Source organism: Caulobacter sp. CCNWLW153, assembly GCF_036889365.1.
GTDB lineage: Bacteria > Pseudomonadota > Alphaproteobacteria > Caulobacterales > Caulobacteraceae > Caulobacter > Caulobacter radicis.
Map to the genome: position 1 here is coordinate 277,512 of NZ_JBAKFV010000005.1, position 20,645 is coordinate 298,156.

Annotated in this window: 14 protein-coding genes; 3 read left to right on the forward strand and 11 right to left on the reverse strand. The window is 69.0% G+C overall.

The annotated features are described in order from the left end of the window. Window positions 1–3: 3 nt before the first annotated feature. From V6S85_RS10565 to V6S85_RS10590, 6 genes are all read right to left on the reverse strand, one after another. Window positions 4–228 (reverse strand): hypothetical protein, encoded by a 225-nt coding sequence (locus V6S85_RS10565; protein WP_334348906.1) that lies wholly within the window; start codon window positions 226–228, stop codon window positions 4–6. A 1-nt stretch (window position 229) separates the two neighbouring features. Next, entirely contained in the window at window positions 230–1,816 is a 1,587-nt protein-coding gene (locus tag V6S85_RS10570; protein ID WP_334348907.1) for a carboxylesterase/lipase family protein, read from the reverse strand. A gap of 15 nt (window positions 1,817–1,831) precedes the next feature. After that, window positions 1,832–4,021 (reverse strand): beta-glucosidase family protein, encoded by a 2,190-nt coding sequence (locus V6S85_RS10575; RefSeq protein WP_334348908.1) that lies wholly within the window; start codon window positions 4,019–4,021, stop codon window positions 1,832–1,834. Window positions 4,022–4,034: 13 nt separating this feature from the next. Further along, a complete protein-coding gene (locus V6S85_RS10580; RefSeq protein WP_334348909.1) occupies window positions 4,035–6,011 on the reverse strand; it encodes a glycoside hydrolase family 3 protein in 1,977 nt (658 codons plus the stop codon). Window positions 6,012–6,093: 82 nt separating this feature from the next. Further along, window positions 6,094–8,283 (reverse strand): TonB-dependent receptor, encoded by a 2,190-nt coding sequence (locus V6S85_RS10585; protein ID WP_334348910.1) that lies wholly within the window; start codon window positions 8,281–8,283, stop codon window positions 6,094–6,096. Between the two features lie 321 nt (window positions 8,284–8,604). After that, the gene (locus tag V6S85_RS10590) at window positions 8,605–9,624 is read right to left on the reverse strand and encodes a LacI family DNA-binding transcriptional regulator (protein WP_334348911.1); all 1,020 of its coding nucleotides are present in this window, start codon (window positions 9,622–9,624) and stop codon (window positions 8,605–8,607) included. 402 nt (window positions 9,625–10,026) lie between these two features. Between V6S85_RS10590 and V6S85_RS10595 the strand changes: the two genes are divergently transcribed. Together V6S85_RS10595 and V6S85_RS10600 are read left to right on the forward strand one after the other, a co-directional pair. After that, entirely contained in the window at window positions 10,027–10,761 is a 735-nt protein-coding gene (locus V6S85_RS10595) for a response regulator (RefSeq protein WP_116563982.1), read from the forward strand. Further along, window positions 10,758–12,806 (forward strand): ATP-binding protein, encoded by a 2,049-nt coding sequence (locus tag V6S85_RS10600; RefSeq protein WP_334348912.1) that lies wholly within the window; start codon window positions 10,758–10,760, stop codon window positions 12,804–12,806. Before V6S85_RS10595 ends, V6S85_RS10600 begins: the two co-directional genes overlap by 4 nt. Window positions 12,807–13,301: 495 nt before the next feature. Here V6S85_RS10600 and V6S85_RS10605 read toward each other — a convergent pair whose 3' ends face one another. Both V6S85_RS10605 and V6S85_RS10610 read right to left on the reverse strand, forming a co-directional pair. Continuing rightward, window positions 13,302–16,070, reverse strand: coding sequence for an exo-rhamnogalacturonan lyase family protein (locus tag V6S85_RS10605; protein WP_334348913.1), 2,769 nt, complete (start codon window positions 16,068–16,070; stop codon window positions 13,302–13,304). A gap of 114 nt (window positions 16,071–16,184) precedes the next feature. Further along, entirely contained in the window at window positions 16,185–17,330 is a 1,146-nt protein-coding gene (locus V6S85_RS10610; RefSeq protein ID WP_116563985.1) for a pyridoxal phosphate-dependent aminotransferase, read from the reverse strand. A gap of 91 nt (window positions 17,331–17,421) precedes the next feature. On the opposite strand from V6S85_RS10610, the gene ybaK reads away from it, so the two are divergent. Beyond that, entirely contained in the window at window positions 17,422–17,895 is a 474-nt protein-coding gene (ybaK, locus tag V6S85_RS10615) for a Cys-tRNA(Pro) deacylase (protein WP_334348914.1), read from the forward strand. 125 nt (window positions 17,896–18,020) lie between these two features. Here the strand turns inward: ybaK and dusA are convergent, their stop codons facing one another. From dusA to V6S85_RS26565, 3 genes are all read right to left on the reverse strand, one after another. Then, window positions 18,021–19,082, reverse strand: a complete 1,062-nt coding sequence (gene dusA, locus V6S85_RS10620; RefSeq protein ID WP_334348915.1) for a tRNA dihydrouridine(20/20a) synthase DusA — start codon at window positions 19,080–19,082, stop codon at window positions 18,021–18,023. A gap of 276 nt (window positions 19,083–19,358) precedes the next feature. Further along, window positions 19,359–19,784 carry a hypothetical protein gene (locus tag V6S85_RS10625; RefSeq protein ID WP_334348916.1) on the reverse strand — a complete coding sequence of 142 codons (426 nt, stop codon included), beginning with the start codon at window positions 19,782–19,784 and terminating at the stop codon, window positions 19,359–19,361. Further along, entirely contained in the window at window positions 19,784–20,443 is a 660-nt protein-coding gene (locus V6S85_RS26565; RefSeq protein WP_442885655.1) for a hypothetical protein, read from the reverse strand. The genes V6S85_RS10625 and V6S85_RS26565 overlap by 1 nt, the downstream gene beginning before the upstream one ends. Between the last annotated feature and the right edge of the window lie 202 nt (window positions 20,444–20,645).

The following is a 20,645-nucleotide window of genomic DNA, read 5'->3' on the forward strand; positions in this document are numbered from 1 at the left end:
CTACTAAGCCGCCCGCCTTCCCATCTCGCCGCACATCCGCCGATAGCGCTCCAGCAACCGCTCCAGGGTCGCCTGCTTCACCGGCCGGCCGTCGCGCAGCTTGACCCAGGTGGTCTCGCTGATGCCGAAGGTCTCCTGCAGGCAGGCCTTGGTGGCGGCCGGCAGGGCCCGGCGCAGGGCCTGGAAGGTGTCGCGGTCGATCACCGCGTCGGCGAGACGCACGGCCATGTCATTGCCCTGCCGGCTTGGGCGTGGTGGCCTGGACGAGATCGAGCCGCGCCTTGAGCGGATCCGCCCCCGCCTTCACCCCATCGTTGGTGAAGTCGATGATCGCATCGCCGGCCGCGTCGTACCTCGGCCAGGCCGGCTGGCCGGCGGGCTCGGGCGCGCCGTTGGCGGCGAAGGCGATCCAGTAGGCGTGGGCGGCCTTGGCTGCGGCCGCGTCGGCCGGGGTCAGGGCCGCGCCGTAGCGGGCGTCGACCGTGTCGAACACGAACGGGATCTCGGTAGCGTGCGGGGCGCTCCACCACTCGTGACGCTGGCTTTCCGCCACATAGGAGAAGCGGAACGACCACACCGGCGCGCCTTGCGTCGACAGGGTGCGGGCCACCTCGCGGGCCGGCTCGATGAACATCCGGTCGCCGGCGGCCTTCCAACCATAGATCTTGATGTCGCCGTCGCCGGTCGGGTCGTAGAGCGTCTCGGCCTCGGCCCGGCGCTCGCCGAACGGAGCGAAGACCTGGTCGCGCGTGCCGCCGAAGAAGAAGCCGTCGGCGCCGGTGGCCCCGACCATCACCGGCATCTTCGTCCATTCACCGGCGGCGAAGGCGTCGAGCACCGGCTTGGTGACGATCCTGCCGTCATACATCGGCCCGCCGTTCCAGGTGGGCACGCCGGACGTGGCCATGTTTAGGCCGTCGACCACCGCCTCGGCCGGCAAGGCCCGCAGGGCGGCCAGGGCCTGAGGCCCCTCCCCCGTCACGCCGGCCTTGGCGGCGAAGGCGACGCCGACGCTCTCGGCCGAGCGCTCGCCCGGCGCGGCCTTGATCGGCAGCGACGGCAGAAGGCGCGGCCGGCCGCCGCCCGACTGGATGATGGCCTTGTGGAACAGCCCCTGCGCCAAGGGCGTGGTCAGCAGGGCGTTGACCGACATGCCGCCGGCCGACTCCCCGAAGATCGTCACGTTGCCTGGATCGCCGCCGAAGGCCTCGATATTGGCCTGCACCCATTTCAGGGCCGCGATCTGGTCCATGAACGCATAGTTGCCGAGCAAACCCCCGTCGGCGTTCTCGGCCGACAGCGCCGGGTGGGCGAAGAAGCCGAAGCGCCCGACCCGATAGTTGAAGCTGACCAGCACCACGCCGTCGCGGGCGAAGCGGTCGCCGGCATAGACCGACGGCGAAGAGCCGCCGTTGACGAAGCCCCCGCCGTAGATCCAGACCATGACCGGCTTCTTGGCCTTGGTGTTGATCGCGTCCTTCGGCGTCCAGACGTTCACATAGAGGCAGTCCTCGGCCGGCTTGACGCCAAGGGGGGCCGCATCGCCCGGGAACGGGTTCTGCGCGCAATCGGGGCCGTATTCAGCGGCCGAACGGACGGCGGTCCAGGCCGCGGGGGCCTGGGGCGCGCGCCAGCGCAGCGGGCCGACGGGCGGCGCGGCGAAGGGCACGCCCTTGAACGCCGCCGCCGTTCCGCTCTCGACGCCCTCGACGGGACCGTTGGTGGTCTTGACCACCGGGCCGGCGGCCAGGGCCGGAAGGCCGATGGCCAGTGAGAGGGCCAGGCCCGAAACCAGAGACTTCCCTGAAGATCTCATCGCCATCCCCTTCCCTTACGGCTTCAGCGTCCGGGCCTTGACCTTGGCCCCGCCCTTGAGGGCCAGGTCCGTGGCCGAGGCGCCGACCGCCACCTGATAGTCGCCGCCCGTGACGACCCAGCGACGGCCCTTGGCGTCGAAGCTGGCCAGCAGGCGCGGATCGGCGGTCAGGGTCACGCGGCGGGTCTCGCCCGGCTTCAGCGACACCTTGTCGAAGCCGATCAACCGCTGCAACGGCTTGCCGGCCGCGCCGGTCAGATAGACCTGAGGGGCGTCCTTGCCCTCGGCCTTGCCGGTGTTGGCGACGTCGAAGCTGACGGTGACCGACTGACCGCCCTCGACCTTCAGGTTCGAATAGGCGAACGAGGTGTAGGACAGGCCGTAGCCGAACGGGAACAGCGGCTTGTCGCCGGTGGCGGCGAAGCGGCGGTAACCGACGTCGGCGCCCTCGGCGTAGTTGACGTCGAACCTGGTCTTCTCGGGCACGCCGCGGCCCGGCAGCGCCTCGCGCGGATACTGGCTGAGCGAGGCCGGGAACGTGACCGGCAGGCGGCCCGACGGATTGACCGCGCCGAACAGCACGTCGGCGATCGCCTCGCCCCCCTTGGCGCCGCCGTACCAGGCCTCGACCACCGCCCCGGCCTGATCGAGCCAGGGCATGGAGACCGGCCCGCCGGTCTGCAACACGACGATGGCGTTGGGGTTGGCGGCGACCACGGCGGCGATCAGCTCGTCCTGGCCGTTGGGCAGGGAAAGATCGAAGGCGTCCTCGCCCTCGCCCATCCATTGGTTGCCCATCACCACCACCACGTCGGCGGCCTTGGCGGCGGCCACGGCGGAGGCGACATAGCGGCCGTCGTCAAAGGTGACCTTGGCGTCCGGCGCGGCCTTGCGGATGGCGGCCAGCGGCGAGGAGCCGTTGAAATACTGGCTGCGGAAAGCGCCCATCATGCCCTCGCCGCCCAGGGGCACGACGCGCTTGGCGCCGCCCGGCGGCACGACCTGCGAGGAGCCGCCGCCCGACAGCACGCCGGCGTCGGCGTGGCCGCCGATCACGGCGATGGTCCTGGCGCTCCTGGCCAGCGGCAGCAGGCCCTCGCGGTTCTTCAGCAGCACGATGCCTTCGGCCGACGCCGCGCGGGCGACCTCGGCATTGGCGTCGTAGTCGATGGCGCCGCCGGGGGTCACGGGCTTGTCGAACAGGCCGGCGGCGAACATCGAGCGCAGGATGCGGCGCGTGGCGTCAGACAGGCGCGCGGCCGGGATCTCGCCCTTTTCGACGGCGGCCTTCAGCGGCTCGCCGAACCAGATCTTGGCGTCCAGCTGCTCGCCCGACTGCTGGTCCAGGCCCTTGACGATGTAGTCGGTGGCGTGGACCGCGCCCCAGTCCGACATCACCCAGCCCTTGTAGCCCCAGTCGCCCTTCAGCACGTCGTTCAGCAGGTGCGGGTTGCCGCAGCTGTAGTCGCCGTTGACGAGGTTGTAGGCGCACATCACCGAGCCCGGCTGGCTCTTCTCGATGGCGATCTGGAAGGCCAGCAGATCGCTCTCGCGGTGGGCGGCCTCGTCGATCACCGAATTGGCGAAGTGACGGCTGGTTTCCTGGCCGTTCAGCGAGAAGTGCTTGATCGTCGAGACGATGCCCTGGGCCTGGATGCCGTTGATCTGGGCGGCGACGAGGTTGGCCGCCAGCCAGGGATCTTCGCCCAGATATTCGAAATTGCGGCCGTTGCGCGGGTCGCGGGCCAGGTTGACGCCGCCGGCCAGCTGGACGTTGAAGCCCTTGGCGCGGGCTTCGCGGCCGACCACAGCGCCGCCGTCATAGGCCAGCTTGGTGTTGAAGGTCGCCGCCAGCGACAGACCCGAGGCCAGGGCCGTGGCGCCGTCGCCCGGCCGCACGCCCAGAGGGTTGGTGACGCCCAGGCTAGCGTCGCTCTCCTCCAGGGCCGGGACGCCCAGGCGCGGGATGCCGGGGATGTAGCCGGCCGAGCCGATGGCCCCGTCGGGCTTCTTGATGCCGAAGATCGGCATGGACATCGGGCCGTGGACCAGGCCGATGCGCTCGTCGAGGGTCATCTCCTTCTCGAGCAGGGCCGCGCGCTCGTCGGGCGAGAGCCTGGTGTTCATCCACGGCTGCTGGGCGTGGGCCGCGCCGGCGGCCAAGCTGAGGGCCGCGATGCTGGCGGCGGTCGTCATGCGGATCATGGTGGCGGTCCCCCTAGTAGGTCAGGCCGTAGTGGATCGGGTAGAGCGGCTTTTCGCTGTCGTGCGGCGCGTCTTCGGCCTGGGCTTCGACGGCGGCCATCGACGAGGGCAGCTCGAACGGAAGCTTGCCGCGCGCCTTGGCCTTTCCGGTCAACGCATCGAGCAGCGCCTCGTCGCTGGAGCCGAAGTCGCCGACCAGGGCGGCGGCCTTGTCGCGGACATTGGTCAGGATGGCCGGACGGTCGAGATAGACGCTGACGATGGTCGGGACCTTGGCCGAGGCGGCCTTGATGGCCTCGTAGTCGGCCGCGCCGTCCTTGAACGACAGATCGCCCTCGTGCTGGCGCACCCCGAAGGTGTAGTTCGGGTGCAGGGTCTCGAACGGCGTCTCGACCCGGAGGATGGCCAGGTCCGCCTGGGCCAGGTCGGTCACCGGCGTCAGGCCGTAGGCCTTGGCGACGTCGGGCGAGACGCCCTTGAGCCAGACCTTGCGGCCGGCGGCCTTCAGCGGCAGCAGGCCGTTCTTGTTCTCCAGCAGCGTCAGGGCCGCGCTCTGGGCCGCCCTGCCCTCAGCGACGAAGGCCTCGGCGCCGGCGATGGCGTCGGCGGCCTTGGGGTCGACATAGGGGTTCTCGAACAGCCCCTGCTCGAACTTGACCAGCAGGATGCGCTTCACGGACTCGTCGATGCGGCTTTCGGTGATCTTCCCGGCCTTCACGGCCTGAACCAGCTCGGCCGTGTCCTCGACGCCGCCGAATTGGTCGAGGCCCGCGTTCACGCCCTTGGCGTAGCGGTCGACCTTGACCAGGTCCTCGACACCCCAGGCCGTGGAAAACCCCTCGAAGCTGGGGGTCACGCCAGCCGGAAAGCCGTTGCGACAGGTGTCGCCGCAGTCGTTGGTGATGGCCCAGTCGGACAGCACGATCCCGTTGAAGCCATGCTTGCCGCGCAGCAGGTCGGTCAGCAGCTGCTTGGAGAAGCCGGCGGCGACCGGCTCCAGCGGCTTACCGTCCAGGGCGACGTCCTGAAGGATGGCGTAGGTCGGCATGACCCCGACGACGCCGGCCGCAAAGGCCTCGTCGAACGGCTTCACGTGCAGGTCGAACTGGCCCTTGGGAAAGACGGCGTAACGGCCGTAGCTGTTGTGGCCGTCGAAGCCCTTGGCCGAGGCGCCGTAGCCGACCCAGTGCTTGACCACGGCCGACACGCCGCCGGTCGCGAGGCCCTTGTCGCCGCCCTGGAAGCCCTGGACATAGGCCTTGGTCATCTTGCCGACCAGATCGGCGTCCTCGCCGAAGGTGCCGTTCGTGCGCGACCAGCGCGGTTCGGTCGACAGGTCGGCCATCGGCGACAGGGCCTGATGGATGCCGACGGCGCGGTACTCCTGGCGGGCGATGTCGCCGAAGCGCCTGGTCAGGGCGGCGTCGCCGATCGCGGCCAGGCCCGGGGCCTCGGGCCACTGCGAGAAGCCGCCGGGCGCGACGCTGGCGCCGGCCGTGAACTGGAAGTGGTGACGCGGGTCGGTGCTGATCGTCGCCGGCACGCCCAGGCGGCCCTTCTCGGCGATCGCCTGGATGGCGTTGTTCTGCTGCGCCAGGAAGCTGGGAGCCCCGGCCAGGCGGGTGATGAAGGTGGTGACGTGACGGTCCACGACCAAGGGCGTGGCCTTGGCCATGTCGTAGCCCGAGCCGATCCCGGCCACGCCCATCGGGCCGGTCGCCGGCAGGGTGCCGTGCATCATCTGGCCGGCCTTCTCGTCCAGCGTCATGCGCGCGGTCAGGTCGGCGGCGCGGGCTTCCGGAGAAAGCCGCCAGTCCTCATAGGGCGCGAGCTTTCCGTCGCGGTCGAGGTCGCGGAACTTCAGGCCGTCGACGGTGATCGTCTTGCCGTCGCGCATGCCCAGCTCGGGCTGCTTGGGCGCGGCGTGGGCGCCGCCGCCGAGCACTGTCGCGGAGGCAGCCAGGAGCAGAAGGCGTCGTGTGAGGATCATCGGCTAAACTCTCTTGGCTACACAAGAAACAAAGATGCGCCCGACGGGCAGGATCCGTCGGGCGCGAGGGGGAGTGAGGAGGTTAGAAGGTCACGCCGAGGCGCAGGCCGTAGGTGCGCGGCGGGGCGTAGAATTCGCCGGCGCCGTTGGTGGCCAGGCCCGTGGTCGAGTTCGGCGCCGAGGCGGTGCGCACGTCGTCGTCCTCGAGGTTGCGGACGAAGCCCTGCAGGGTCCAGCGATCGTCGGGGCTGGCGTAGGTCAGGCTGACGTCCGTCTTGGTGAAGGCGCCTTCCTTGTTCTGCGCGAAGCCGTGGTACTCGAGGTTCTTGCTGGTCTCGTAGTGGGTCTGGATCCGGCCCGTCAGGGTGCCGCCGAAGCTGGGCTCCCAGATGTGCTGGTAGCCCAGGTTGAAGGTCCACTCGGGCGTGCGAGCCATGCGGCAGCCCGAGAAGTCGGTCGAACGCGGAGCCGCCGCCGCATAGTTGGCCGTGTAGCAGGCCGCCACCGCGGCGTTGGCGTTGTTGTTCGAGAACGAGTCCCCGCGCGGCAGCACGAAGTCGGTGTACTCGGCGTGCAGCCAGCCCAGGGTGGCGTCGATCCGGTCATGCTCGGTGATCGCCAGGTTGGTCTCGAACTCCAGGCCGTAGATCTTGGCCTTGTCGGCGTTCAGGGTGACCGTGGCGTCCTGGCCGCCGATGGTGCCCAGGGCGCTGACCTGGAAGTCGCGGTAGTCGTAGAGGAACGCCGTGGCGTTCACCTGCAGGCGGTTGTCGAGGAAGCGGTTCTTCACGCCGGCTTCGTAGGAGGTGATCTTCTCCGGCGCGTAGACGTTGTCGGCGATGCCGTCGTAATAGCCGCCCGCCTTGTAGCCGGTGGCGACGTTGGCATAGAGCATCGAGGTCGAGGTCAGGTCGAAGTCGGCGCCGATCTTCCAGTTGGTGGCGTCCCACTTGGCGTCGGCGACGTTGGCCACCACCGTCGAGACGATCGCGCCGGCGGAGTTGGTCAGGTAGGTGCCGCCCACCCGGCCCTTCTTGTCCTCGGTGTAGCGCAGGCCGCCGGTGACCCGGAACCGGTCGGTGACCTCGTAGGTCGTCTGGCCGAAGACGGCGATGCTCTCGGCCGTGATCTCCGGCTGGATGAACGACAGGTACGAATTGGCCGCCAGGAAGACGCGGAAGTCGACGTTGTTGTCCTCGGTGAAGCGATAGAGGCCGACCACCCACTTCAACTTGCCGGTGTCGCCGCCCAGGCGCAGTTCGTGCGACCAGGTGTAGTCCTTGCCCAGGAAGTAGTTCGGCGCGCCGGTGCTGGCGTTCTCGCCGGTGCGGTCGAGCTTGGAGAAGTTGTAGCCGACCAGATAGGTCAGGTTGGCGAAGCCCAGGTCCCAGTTGGCCTCGGCGCCGGTGCTGAAGAAGCGGTTGTTGCGATAGAGGTTGGTCGAGCAGTAGCAGCTCCACGGGTCGCCGGTGACGCGGCTGGTGCCGTAGGTGCCGTCGCCGCCGCCCGCGCCGCCCTGGTGCAGGTAGTCGGCGTTGAGGATCAGCGAGAAGTTGTCGCTGGGCTTCCACAGCACCCGCACGCGGGCCGACTTGTCGTCCTGGTCGTAGCGGTCGTTGCCGCCGGTGCCGGGTCCCTGGTTGATGGCGTTGACGTAGCCGTCGTGGCGGCTCTGCTGGAACGAGGCGCGCACGGCCACGGTGTCACCGATCGGCACGTTGATCAGGCCCGAGGTGGTGACGGCGTTGTAGTTGCCGACCTCGATCGAGCCCGCGCCCTCGTACTCGCCCAGCACCGGCTTCTTGGTGATGACGTTGATGGCGCCGGCCGTGGCGTTGCGGCCGTACAGCGTGCCCTGCGGGCCGCGCAGCACTTCCACCCGGTCGATGTCGTAGAACAGCGCGCCGACCGAGGTCGAACGGGCCTGGTAGATGCCGTCGATATGGTAGGCGACGGCCGGGTCGCCGACCTCGGTGGTGTTGGTGCTGCCGATGCCGCGCAGGAAGACCTGGGCCGCGCCCGAGCCGCTGGAGGTGATCTGCAGGGCCGGAACCTGGCTGGCCAGGTCGACCACGGTCTTGACCCCTTGGGCCTCCAGCTTGTCGCCGGTGACGGCCGAGACGGTCAGCGGCGTCTTCTGCAGGTTCTCGCTGCGCCGCTGGGCGGTGATGACCACTTCGTCCAGCGCCACCGGAGCGTCCTGGGCGAAGGCTGCGGGCGCGTTGAAGCACACGACCGCCAGGGCGGCCGACGAAAGTAGCATGGTGCGCATGTGTTTCCCCTTTCCTGCGCGGACCGGAGGGCGGCGCTGACGCGTCGTTCCAGCCAGGATCCCGGCGCCGCGGCGGACGTCGGGCGATGTTTCCTCCACCCCTTGTCCCGGGGTTTGAGCACCGTTCCGCCTCGGAATGTCCCGACGACGACAACGTTGTTGTAAATTGACACCACGATACGACAACGTTGTCTATGCCGTTTTCAAAAGACACCGCTGTCTAGATTTTCATGCCGAAAATGGAAGATTAATGGAGATAATAATTGCCTGAATGTGCGACGTGAACCGCACAATACACCTCAACCCGTCCGCGAGTTACCGCTAGCGTGAGGTCGAGGATCCGCGCTCGACGATGTGATAGTCGAGCTGCCGAGCGGCCGTGCGGCTGCGGAAGCGGGGGTCGCCGAATCCTTCGATCAGCATTTCGGTCGCCGCCTCGGCCATCTCGGCGATCGGCTGGTGCACCGTGGTCAGGCCCGGCCAGGACGACTCCGCCAGCGGACCGTCGTCGAAGCCGACCACCGAGAGATCGCTCGGCACGGAGAGCCCTCGCTTCGAGGCCGCCGACAGCACGCCCATGGCCATGGAGTCGTTGGCGGCGAAGATCGCGGTCGGCGGTTCGGTCAGGCCCAGCAACCGGTCGCCCGCCTCCAGGCCCGACAGCGGCATGAAATCGCCGGGCGCGATCCATTCGGGCTTCACCCGCTGGCCGCGCTCGGCCATGGCGGTCATGTAACCCTCGCGGCGACGGCGGGCCGAGCCGTGATCGGCGGGCCCATCGATGAAGCCGATGCGGCGATGACCCAGATCCCAGAGGCGGGCCGTCATGTCGTGGGCCGCCTGCTGGTCGTCCATGAAGACGTAGGGCGAGCGGCCGAAGTCGCGGTCGGGGGCGACGCGCACGTAAGAGAGCCCCTGGGCCTCGATGATCGCCAGGATCTCGGGGTCGTCGCAGACGGGCGGGGTCAGCACGAGACCATCGAAGCGGCCGGCCTTCAGGGCTTGCTCCAGGCCCGGCCCCCTCGCCTGCCCCGGATCGTCGACCTGCTCGATGACCATGTGATAGCCGGCCCGGCGGCAGGCGCGCATGGCCCCGACCTGGACCTCGCCGACATAGTGATAGGCGCCGACCCGCATGAAGACGACGCCGATCAGGTAGCTGCGGCGGCTGGACAGCGAGCGGGCCGAGACGTTGGGCCGATAGCCGAGCTTTTCGATCAGGTCCTCGACCCGCGCGCGGGTAGCCGGACCCACGCCCTCCTCGCGGTTGATGACGCGCGACACCGTCTTGATCGAGACGCCCGCCTGCTTGGCGATATCGACGATGGTGATGTCGCTCATGCGCTCCGCTCGGCCCTCCGCGCCCTGTGCTCCGCGCGATGTCCTGTGGTAGCGGCCCGCCTAACTTCCGCAAGTCCGGCGCTGCCGTATCGGCCGCCGCGCCGAACGATACAAGGCGGATACATAGCGACAAATTGCAGACGCGTTACACCGGCAAAGCTGGTCCATGGGCCTGGATCCGCAACGATTCCGTACTTTTCGGCGGTCATCGCCGGGCGTTCGAATCGAAGAGGCATGTCCGCGCCGCAACCATGGAGCGGAACCTTGAGCCCGCCTCCCGCGCCGGTCGCCCCACCAGGCGCCCCCCAGGCGCCGCCGCGACGTCATGACGCGCGCCGCCGCCCGCTAGCCCAGCCCGCGCTCGGGACGCGGACGCCCTCGCCATGTCATAACCGGGAGCCGATGACCCCCGACGCCTCGATCACCGAGACCGCGACCGTCCTGCTCGTGGAGGACGACGACGTCCTGCGCCGCGAGATGGCCGCCTATCTCGGCGCCCAGGGCTATGCCGTGCGCCAGGCCGGCGCCGTCGAGGCCGCCCGCGAGATCCTGGAGACCCACGCCGTCGACGTCGTGGTGCTGGACGTCAACCTGCCCGGCGAGGACGGACTTTCGCTGTGCCGCCAGCTGGCCCGCCCCGATGGCCCCGCGATCCTGATGCTCAGCGCCATGGGCGAGGCCGTCGATCGGATCCTGGGCCTCGAGCTGGGCGCCGACGACTATGTCGTCAAGCCGATCCCACCGCGTGAGCTCCTGGCCCGGGTCAAGGCCCTGATGCGCCGCCGGGCCGCCGCCGGCCCGCAGGGCCGCAATCCCAAGCGCAACACCTACGCTTTCGCCGGCTTCCGGCTCGACCTTTCGGCCCGGCAGCTGACGGCGCCGGGCGGCATGCTGCTGCTGCTGACGCGGGGCGAGCTGGCCATCCTTTCGCTGCTGCTCGACAACGCCCGCTCGGTGGTGTCGCGCGAGGACCTGCTGACCGTCATCCGCGGCGAGGCCGCCGAAACGGTGGGCCGGGGCGTCGACCTGCACATCAGCCGCCTGCGCCGCAAGATCGAGGCCCAGAGCGACCAGGAACTGATCAAGACCTATCGCGGCGTCGGCTACGTGCTGGACGCCAAGGTCGTGATCGAATGAAGCGCCTGATCGCCCAGCTGCGCCGCCCCGACGCGCCGATCGCCCTGCGCATCGTCTGCCTGCTGGTCGGCAGCCTGGTGGTCGCCCAGCTGGCCACCCTGGCCCTGACCCTGCTGCTGCCGCCCAAGCCGCCCGAACAGCACAGCCTGGCCGACATCGCCGCCGGCCTGAAGGGCGCCGCCATCGACACCGGCTCCAGCCGCCCCCTGGTGCGCACGGTCGAGGACGAGCCGCCGAGCCTGAACAGTCCCGGCTGGGTCGCCTCGGAGCGGTCGAGCGCCGACCTTGCCCGGCTGCTGAACGCCGATCCCGACGACGTGCGGCTGCTGTTCTACGCCCCGCCGCCGTTCGCCGGCGCCGGCGGCGGCGCCCCGCGCCAGCGCGCCGACGCCGCTCCCTCGCCCCTGACCTTCCTGTTCACGTCGTACGCTCAGGCCCAGCCGATGACCGGTCCCGGCGGGTTCCAGCGCCCGCCGATGCCGGGCATGCGCCCCTCGGTCGGCCCCGGCTCGGTGGGTATTCCCATCACCGCCACGCCCAGTATACCGATGTCCGGCGGTACCTGGCGTCCGGGACGAGGACCGCCGGGAGCGACGCGCCCCGACTTTCGTCCTCCAGGCGGCGCGATCGGCGATGCGCGTCCCTCACGACCGGGCCAGGCCTTCCAGGGCGCCCGTCCCGACGGCGCCGGCGCGGCCATGGCCGGCCCGCCGCGCGTGATCCCGCGCCTGCCGCAACGGCTGTCGTCGGATCCGCTGTTCACCGCCCCGTTCCGCACCTCGACCTTCGTGGCCGTGTCCGAGCCGCGCGAGCCGGTGACCGCCCCCGCGCCGCCGCCCCCGCCTCCACCCGAGCCGATAGCGACCCATACCGTCGCGACCCCGCCGCCGCTGACGCCGCGCGCCAAGCCGGTCGTCGAGGCCGTGGCCGCCGCCCCGCGCCTGGCCGCCCCCGCCGCCGCGCCAAAGCCCGTCGTCGCCCAGGCCAAGCCCCAGCCGCAGGGTCGCGCCCTGCCCGCCCCCGTCGCCCGCGGCCTATTCGGCCTGGCGCCCGCGCCCTATATAGAGGGCGACTTCGTGGCGGCCGTACGCGTCTCCGACGGCCGCTGGGTGACCCTGCAACCCAAGCCCGAGGGTTTCCCCAACAGCTGGCAGCGCCGGGTGCTGCTGTGGTTCCTGGTCTCTTTCGCCATCGTCGGACCGGTCGGCTACCTCTTCGCCCGCCGGCTGGTGGCCCCGCTGGCCGGCTTCGCCGACGCCGCCGAAGCCCTGGGCCGCGACCCGTCCTCGCCGGTGCTGGCCGCCCACGGCCCGGCCGAGATCGGCCGCGCCGCCCGCGCCTTCAACCAGATGCAGGCCCGCCTGACCCGGTTCATCAACGACCGCACGGCGATGATCGGGGCTATCTCGCACGACCTGCGCACGCCCCTGACCCGCATGCGTTTCCGCCTGGAGCGCGCCTCGCCCGCCCTGCGCCGCGAGATCGGCCAGGACATCGACCAGATGGAGGCGATGATCAATTCGGTGCTGGCCTTCATGCGCGAGAGCGCCGAGGCCGGGGCCCGCCAGCACGTCGACCTGCGCTCGCTGATCGAGTGCGTGGTCGATGACGCCGAGATCACCGGCGGCGACGTGGTGCTGGAGCCCGGGACCGCGCCGCAGGTCGAGATCGACGTGCTGGGCCTGCAGCGGGTGTTCACCAACCTCGTGGACAACGCCGTAAAGTACGGCGACAGCGCCCGGGTGCGCCTCTATGTCGACGGCGACGAGGCCGTGACCGAGATCCGCGACCGGGGCCCGGGCATGAGCGAGGACGAGCTGGGCCGGGTGTTCACGCCGTTCTACCGCAGCGTGGCGGCCCGCACCTCGACCAAGCAGGGCGTGGGCCTGGGCCTGGCCACCTCGCGCACCACCGTCCGCGCGCACGGCGGCGAGATCAAACTGTCCAACACCGGCGAGGGCCTGATGGCCCAGGTCCGTCTGCCGCTGGCCGTGCAGCGCGGCGGCGCCCAGGAACCGCCGGCGATGCTGGAAGCGGCGGAATAGCCTGGCCCAAGACGCTCCGAGCGGCCCCGCTCGATGCGGTCCTCGCCACGCTTGGGCCGGCGCCAAGAGCCCTCCCCATGGCGGGGACGGCTTTGATTATGACCCGGGGCTGGGCGCGTCTGATAAGTTTGGCTGAGAAAGTTGCAAGGCGTTGGATTGGTTCAAGACTTTTCGCTGAACGCCGGAGATCCACGCTGCTCTATCCCCGTCAGGACCACCTTTCCAAGTCCAACCCAACTCACGCCTTCCTCGCCCTTGTGGCGAGGATCCATCGTTCAGCCTGCTCAGACCTTTCGAGTTCTGCCGGGATCTGAGCGGCGGCCGGCATGGGCCCTCGCCACGAGGGCGAGGGAAGCGGGTGTTGGTGGGGCGCGCGACCGGCCAGCGCACCGGAAGCTGAAAACGCCCCCTCCAGCCCTTGGGGCCACCTCCCCCAGGAGGGGGAGGATCTCTATGGGCCACCTCCCCCAGAGGGGGAGGGTCTTGAGCTACCCCCTAGAACGTGTCCTTGCCCAGGTCCTGGCCGCGCTTGCCGGCGGCGGGAAGGTTGGCGCGGGCCTCTTCCAGGACGTCGCCGATCAGGGCGAGGTTCTGGATGGTGGCCAGGCCCCATTGCGAGCTGGCGTTGGTGGAGATGCGCGGGATCTCCTCCATCGGCTCGATGACGGCGGGACCATCGACGCGGCGCTTGGTGGCGATCGTGCCGACGCCCAGGCCCGCGTCGCCGCTGAAGTATTCGCGCCAGGCCCGCTGGGCCAGGGCCGGATCCTTGCGGTGGAAGGCGGCGTAGGCGGTCAGGCGCGAATGGCCTTCCTTGAGGTTGCGGCCCTTGGCCGGCGCGCCGGTCTTGGCCCGGAACTCGGCGTCCGAGGCGTTGTAGAACTGGCAGTAGTCGAGCCAGGCCTCGCGGTAGCGCGGGTTGTCGATCAGCTGGAACAGCTCGGAATGGACCTCGACCGCGCCGAACACGGCGTTGAGGTGCGAGACGCTGACGGTCTCGCCCTTGCCCAGGAACTTGCCGGTCTTGAGGTCGAAGTCCGTGCCGCCGGCGAACCACTGCTGCTTCATGGCCGCGATGGTGTCCATGCCGGCCACGATGCGGTCGCGCCAGTGCTTGTTCCCCGTCCGCTCCCACTCGGTGAGCCAGGCGGCGGCGAACGCGCTCCAGCTGGTGCCGAAGCCCATGTCGACGACGCCCGGCGGCCGCGAAGGCTGGGCGCCCGGCAGCTTGCGGCCGATGTCGACGCGGGTCAGGCTCTCGTCGGAGTCGATCAGGGCGTGCATCAGGTCGCCGACCCGCTCGTCGGCGGTCAGGTAGTAGTAGTAGCGGCGGTAGGCGGCGTTCGAGACGCGCGGCTGCTTGGAGCTGTCGGCCCAGTGCTGCACGCCATGCCGCGTACCGAGGCCCCGGTAGGGGCCGATGTGGCAGACATCGACCTCGCCGGTGTGGCGGGTCATGGCCTCGGCCAGGCGGAAGACGTCGGCCCGGCCCGAGCGCACGAACGACAGCCATAGCCAGAGATCCGGCGACAGCTCGGAATTGGCCCAGGCGAAGCCGCCGATGTCGTAGCGCCAGACGTGACGGTCGCTGTCATAGGTGTGCATGACGTCGCCGTGGTTCCAGAAGCCGTACCAGCGGTGCTGCTCGACATCGAGCATGTAGAAGGCCAGCAGGCCGTCGTTCTGGTCTTCCAGCGCGCGGCGGGTCGGGGTAGAGCGGTCGACTAGGCTCCAGTCGCCGAACACCTGGGCCGCCTTCAGCCGAGCGGGCGTGGCGACCAGGCGCGGGGTTTCGCGCAGGCGCGCGGCCATGGCCGCGAAGTCGGGACGCGACGGCGTGGCGGGCAGAGCCCAGAGGGTGATCTCGTTGGTGCGGGCGATGCCCAGCGGGCGGCCCCAGTTCTTTTCGTAGTCCTCGTAGGTGATCTCCAGGCCTTCGCGCTCGGCCGGGTGATCGTTCATGCCCAGGCCGTCGTGATAGAAGCGCAGGTCCATGGCCGCGGCGTCCGGCGACCAAAGCCAGATCGTGAACTCGGCCGCCTCGGTGTGGGCGTTCCGGATATCCAGGCGCGTCGGGCAACGCTTCCAGAAGTCGGTCATGGCGAAGGCCACGCCGCCGCTGGCCCCGCCGACATAGCCCAGGCCCGTGGCCCGGCCGCTGGTGATGGCGTCGATCCAGCCGTGGCCCGGCTTGGTGCGCTTCTTGATCGAGAAGCCGTCGGAATTGGGCTGGCTGAGGGTGAAGTCGCCCCACGCCGGGATCAGGTCCAGGCGCTTGGAGACGGTCGGCGCCATGCCCTCCAGCCCCGGGGTCTTCTGGCCGGCGACCTGGGCGTCGCGCCAGGCCTTGCCCGGGTCGCGGCGCAGGCCGGTCAGCGGACGGATCCCCTCGCCCCAGACGCCGTCGTTCTCCCCGGCGAAGCGGACGTGGCGGTCGTAAAGCGGATCGGTCATCGGCGCCTGGCCGACGAGGCCCAGGCCCCGGATGAAGTCGCGGTTCTCGTCGCCGTCGAAGACGAAGCTGTGCATGATCCGCAGCGAGCGGCCGCCGGCATAGACGTAGAGGCGCAGGGTGAAGGGCAGCCATGCGCGGCCAGCGCCCCGGTGCTTGCCTTCCAGCTTCACGACCGCGCGCACGGGGCCCTTCTGCTCGACGACGAGGCTTTCAATCTCGCCCTCGAAGCGGGTCTGCGTGACCGGACCGCTATCGAGGTCGGGCTTGTCCTGGGTCAGGGCCACCAGGCGCACGTTGCGGACGGTCTCGCGGCCGGCGACCGTGGCGCGGGCGATGATGTCGGCGCCCTTGCGCGGGATGGTCCAGGACTGCTCGCCGCTGATGATCTCGACCGCGTCGGCGGTCTCGCGCACCGAGACGGCGGCGGCGGGCGCGGTGGGCTTGCCGGCGACGATCTTGAGGGTCTCGGCGCGGCCGGCGTCGGCGGGAATGGCGTGGCCGGTCCACTTCAGCGAGCCGTCGGGCCAGTAGGCCAGCGGCCAGGTCTGGACCGGCACGGCTTCACCATTGGCGCCGGCGATGGCGAAGGTCGCCTTGGCCTTCTGGGCGCCGCGCGGCCAGGGCAGGCCGAAGGTCTGGCCCTCGTGGGCGGCGGGCGGCGCGCCGTCGAGCCAGCGCACGCCCTCGGCGTCGAGGTTGGCCGGCGCCTTGGGCGCGGCCTGGGCCTGGGCGGCCCCGGCGGCCATCGGGGCGACCGCGCCGGCAAGAGCGGCGGTCCGCAGGAAATCGCGGCGGTTGAAAGGATCCATGGCGGTGCGCCCTCCCGTACCGGGGCGGTCGAGACGCCGCGCGAGCAGCCGTCGCCACCCTTTCATCACCGGAACGGGCGCAGCTTTATTCTCACATAATGGATAGTCAACGCATTATCTGGAATTTCGCGACTGAGCTGCAAACCACGGTTGAATGCGTTCCAGCGCTTCACGCACCTCTTGTGTCGAGACCGCGAAACTGAAGCGGATGAAGTGGCGGCCCTCGACCGGATCGAAGTCCAGGCCGGGGGCGGTGGCCACGCCGGTCTCGCGCAGCAGCTTCTCGCAGAAGGCCAGACTGTCGTCCGTCAGGTGGCCGATGTCGGCCCAGATGTAGAAGGCGCCGTCCGGCGGGGCGATGGCGGTCAGGCCAAGCGACGGCAGGGCGTCGAGCAGCAGTTGGCGGTTGGCGCGGTAGACCGCGACATGGCCCTCCAGCTCCTCGCGCGCGTCCATGGCCGCCAGGCCCGCGTGCTGGCTGAGCGAGGGGGCGGTCAGGAACAGGTTGCCGACGAAGGCGCGGGCGCGGGCGACGAGGTCGGCCGGCGCGACCAGCCAGCCCAGCCGCCAGCCGACCATGCTGAAATACTTGGAGAAGCTGTTGACGATCAGCGCCGTCGGCTCGAACTCCAGCATCGAGTGGGTCGGGCCGGCGTAGCTGAGGCCATGATAGATCTCGTCGGAGACGATGCGGATTCCGCGCTCGCGACAGACCTGGGCGATCGCCGCCAGTTCGTCGGGCGGGATGATCGTGCCGGTGGGGTTGGCGGGACTGGCGATGATCACGCCGGCCGGGGCCGGTTCGAGGGCGGCCAGGGCCTGGGCGGTCAGCTGGTAGCGGCTCTCTGGACCACAGGCGATCTCCACCGGCGTCAGGTGCAGGGCCTTGAGGCTGTTGCGATAGGCCACATAGCCCGGCCGGGCCAGGGCGATGCGGTCGCCGGGCGTGAAGGCGCTGGAGAGGGCCAGCACCAGGGCCGGCGAGGCGCCGCAGGTCAGGACCGCCTGCTCGGCCTCGATGGCGACGCCGTAGGTCTCCTGGTAGTGGCGGGCGATGCGGGCCTTCAGCGCCGGGCTTTCCCAATAGCCCATGCCGTCGCTGTCGAGCACCTGGTGGGCGCGGGCGATGGCCGGCGCCGGCGCGCCGGTCGAGGGCTGGCCGAACTCCATGTGGATGATCGAGGCGCCCTCCCCCTTCAGCTGGTGCGCCAGGCGGCTGATGCCGATGGCGTGGAAGGGTTCGATCTCGGCGCGGGTCATCTTGGAGCGGTCCGTCGGAAAACTTGGCCCGACTGCTAGACCTGTTCTGGCCTTTGCGCCATCAACCGCCGCGCAGTCGAGGGGAAGTCAGATGTCCAAGAGCACGCCCGCCACCCTGGCGCTTTCCAAGGCCGGGGTCGCCTTCGAGGTGGCGACCTACGACTACGACCCCAATGCCGAGCGCGTGGGACTGCAGGCCGCCGAGGCGCTGGGCGTGGATCCCGGCCAGGTGCTCAAGACCCTGATGGCCCAGGTCGACGGCAAGCCGGTCTGCGTGATCGTGCCGTCCGACCGAGAGGTCAGCATGAAGAAGCTGGCGGCGGCCTTCGGCGGCAAGTCGGCGGCGATGATGAAACCGGCCGACGCCGAGCGCCTGACCGGCTTCAAGGTGGGCGGCGTCAGCCCGTTCGGCCAGCGCAAGAAGGTCCCGACCGCCATCGAGGACGAGGCCTTCGCGCTTGAGCGCGTCTACATCAACGGCGGTCAACGCGGATTGCAGGTTTTCCTGGCCCCGGCCGACGCCATGACGGCGTCGGGCGCGATCCGCGCGGCGCTGGTGGCCTAGAACCGGTACGTTACGCCGACCTGGGCGACCGGGTCCTTGGCGTCGTCGGGACCTCGGTTTCAGAAAGTCCCTTGCAGTCCTGTTCGGGCGGCGAGCCCGCAAGACCGCCCGGCAGTTCCCAAGGCTCAGCCGGCGGCGGGCTCGACCGTGTTCTGGACGCCACGGGCCTCGCGCTCCTCGACGGCGCGACGGACGGCTTCCAGGGCCTTGTCGACGACTTCGATCCCGGCCCCCTCGCCCACGCCCTCGACGGTGAGGATCCGACGCCAGGCGCGCGCGCCCGGCAGGCCGTGGAACAGGCCCAGCATGTGGCGGGTGATCCCGGCCAGGCGCCAGCCCTCGGCCAGGCTGCGCTCGATGTAGGGACGGTAGCGCTCGACGGCCTCGAAGGGCGTGACGTCGGGAAGGTCGAGCCCGAACACCCGTCGGTCGACCGCGCCCAGCAGGCCCGCCTCGTGATAGGCCGCCCGCCCCAGCATGACGCCGTCGACGTGCTCGAGATGCTCCAGCGCCGCGTCGACGCCGGGCACGCCGCCGTTGATCGAGATGGTCAGCTCCGGCCGCTCGCGCTTCAGCCGGTAGACCAGCGGGTAGTCCAGCGGCGGGACATCGCGGTTTTCCTTCGGCGACAGGCCCTGCAGCCAGGCCTTGCGGGCGTGGACGATGAAGGTGGCGACGCCAGCGGCGACGCACTTGTCGACCAGGGTGAACAGCGCCTCTTCCGGATCCTGGTCGTCGACGCCGATGCGGCACTTGACCGTCACGGGGACCTTCACGGCGGCGGCCATGGCGGCCATGCACTCGGCCACTAGGTCCGGCTCGCGCATCAGGCACGCGCCGAACCGGCCGCTCTGCACGCGGTCGGACGGGCAGCCGACATTGAGGTTGATCTCGTCGTAGCCGTAGTCCTCGCCGATGCGGGCGGCGGCGGCCAGGTCGGCCGGCTCGGACCCGCCAAGTTGCAGCGCCACGGGATGCTGATCCTGGTCATAGCCCAGCAGCCGCTCGCGATCGCCGTGCAGCACGGCGCCGGTGGTGACCATCTCCGAATACAGCAGGGCGCGCGACGACAGCACGCGGTGCAGCGACCGGCAATGGCGGTCGCTCCAGTCCATCATCGGGGCGACGGAAAACCTATGCGGTTGGAACTGCTTGTCTTTTTTAGTAGATTCAACGTGTTGGATCATCCGATTACCCGCCGATTGCACACGCCGATACGCCTCTTGTCGCCACTCTACGATCGCTGTCTGCACACATGGCGCACACGAGGATGGCCGCGTTGACGAAGCTACCTTGCGGGTCCTGGAGAGCCCAGGTCCGCCGTAAGGGCCGCTATATAGGCGAGACGTTCGCCAAGCGCGAGGACGCGCGGCGATGGGCCACGACGGCTGGCCGGGTCAATGCCGCCTTGTTGGGCTCGCGGGCGCGGTCATCGAGGCGGCGCCTCCGACCTCGGCCGGCCGTCAGCGTGCGCGCCTTATTGAAATCATCTTGAACAATAATGCGATCACGTGAACCACGAGCGAGAGACCCAACACCATATATAAAACATCAATTGCATTTATCATTTGATTTGCCGGCTTCAGAATATTTACAGAATACAAAAGTATAAAGGAAATTAGAATCGGAATAAATGTACTCCAAATATAGACAATGGAAAACGATCTTGTTGAAATAGATAATCTGTCATAATTGTAATTTCCAAAAATTTCCAGAAACCCGATCAATATTACAGAAAATAGCGATATAAATATTCCCATGGCGGACACACCAAAAGCCGCCCTCACAATGCCCACGTCAAATCCCAACAACCACGATGTCGCGCAAAATACTTCAGGGACAACAACAGATACGGAAATAACTTTTCCATATTGCAGCCAAGACATCATCAATTATCCTTAAGATATTTTGGCTCAACAATGTTTTGAACCGTCCCCGTCGCAGTATCGCTAAACGTTGACCCGGAGACACCCGCGCCCGTGGAGATGGCTTGAGAGGGAGACGAACTCCACCTGAGCACACCACCAAGCTCCAAGGCGTCCCTGAGGCTGCCGCTACTCGCACGCGATACTGCATTTTCCTGAAGCTTGTTTATCACTGCAGACTCCAAGCGCTGGGCGACTTGACCGCCGGCCAGCGAGCCTAAAGCTCCCCACCCTGCGCCTGACGCCAGCTCTGCTTGTGTGGGGGCGCGGTGCTCAAGTCCCGCCTTTATGGACTTGTCCGCAACACCCATCGCGGCCCCCTTGGCCAATTGCCCGACCGGGCCACCCAGGTTTATCAAGCTTCCCAAGCCCCCCGCCCCAGCGCCGGAGAGGCCTGAATTGAGCACGGCGCGGCGATCAGTGATGCGGCCATGCTCAATTTTCTGGGCCAATGCCTCTGATCCAGCCCCCACCACGCCGCCGATCAACGTACCGACCGTCACATCTTGAGCCTTCTTCTTGGCAAGGACCAGAAGGAGGGGGTTTTCGCCGCTGGGATCGGTCGCGTTAAGTGGGTCACCATCCACATAGGCGTAGAGATTGAGATCCGCCTTGTAGCCGATGGGGTCGGTTTGGAGGAACCAGCTTCGACCGGCGCGCCCTCGGCGTCATACCGGGTCGCCACGAACGCACCGCCGCGCTGGGTGCTGGGCGTATCGTAGAAGCCCGGGCAGCCCTGGCAGATGGAGTAGGTCCCAGACGGCGAGCCTGGCCCCAGCAGCACGTCCTTGGACGTGATGATGTCGAACCCCTTGTCGTGATAGG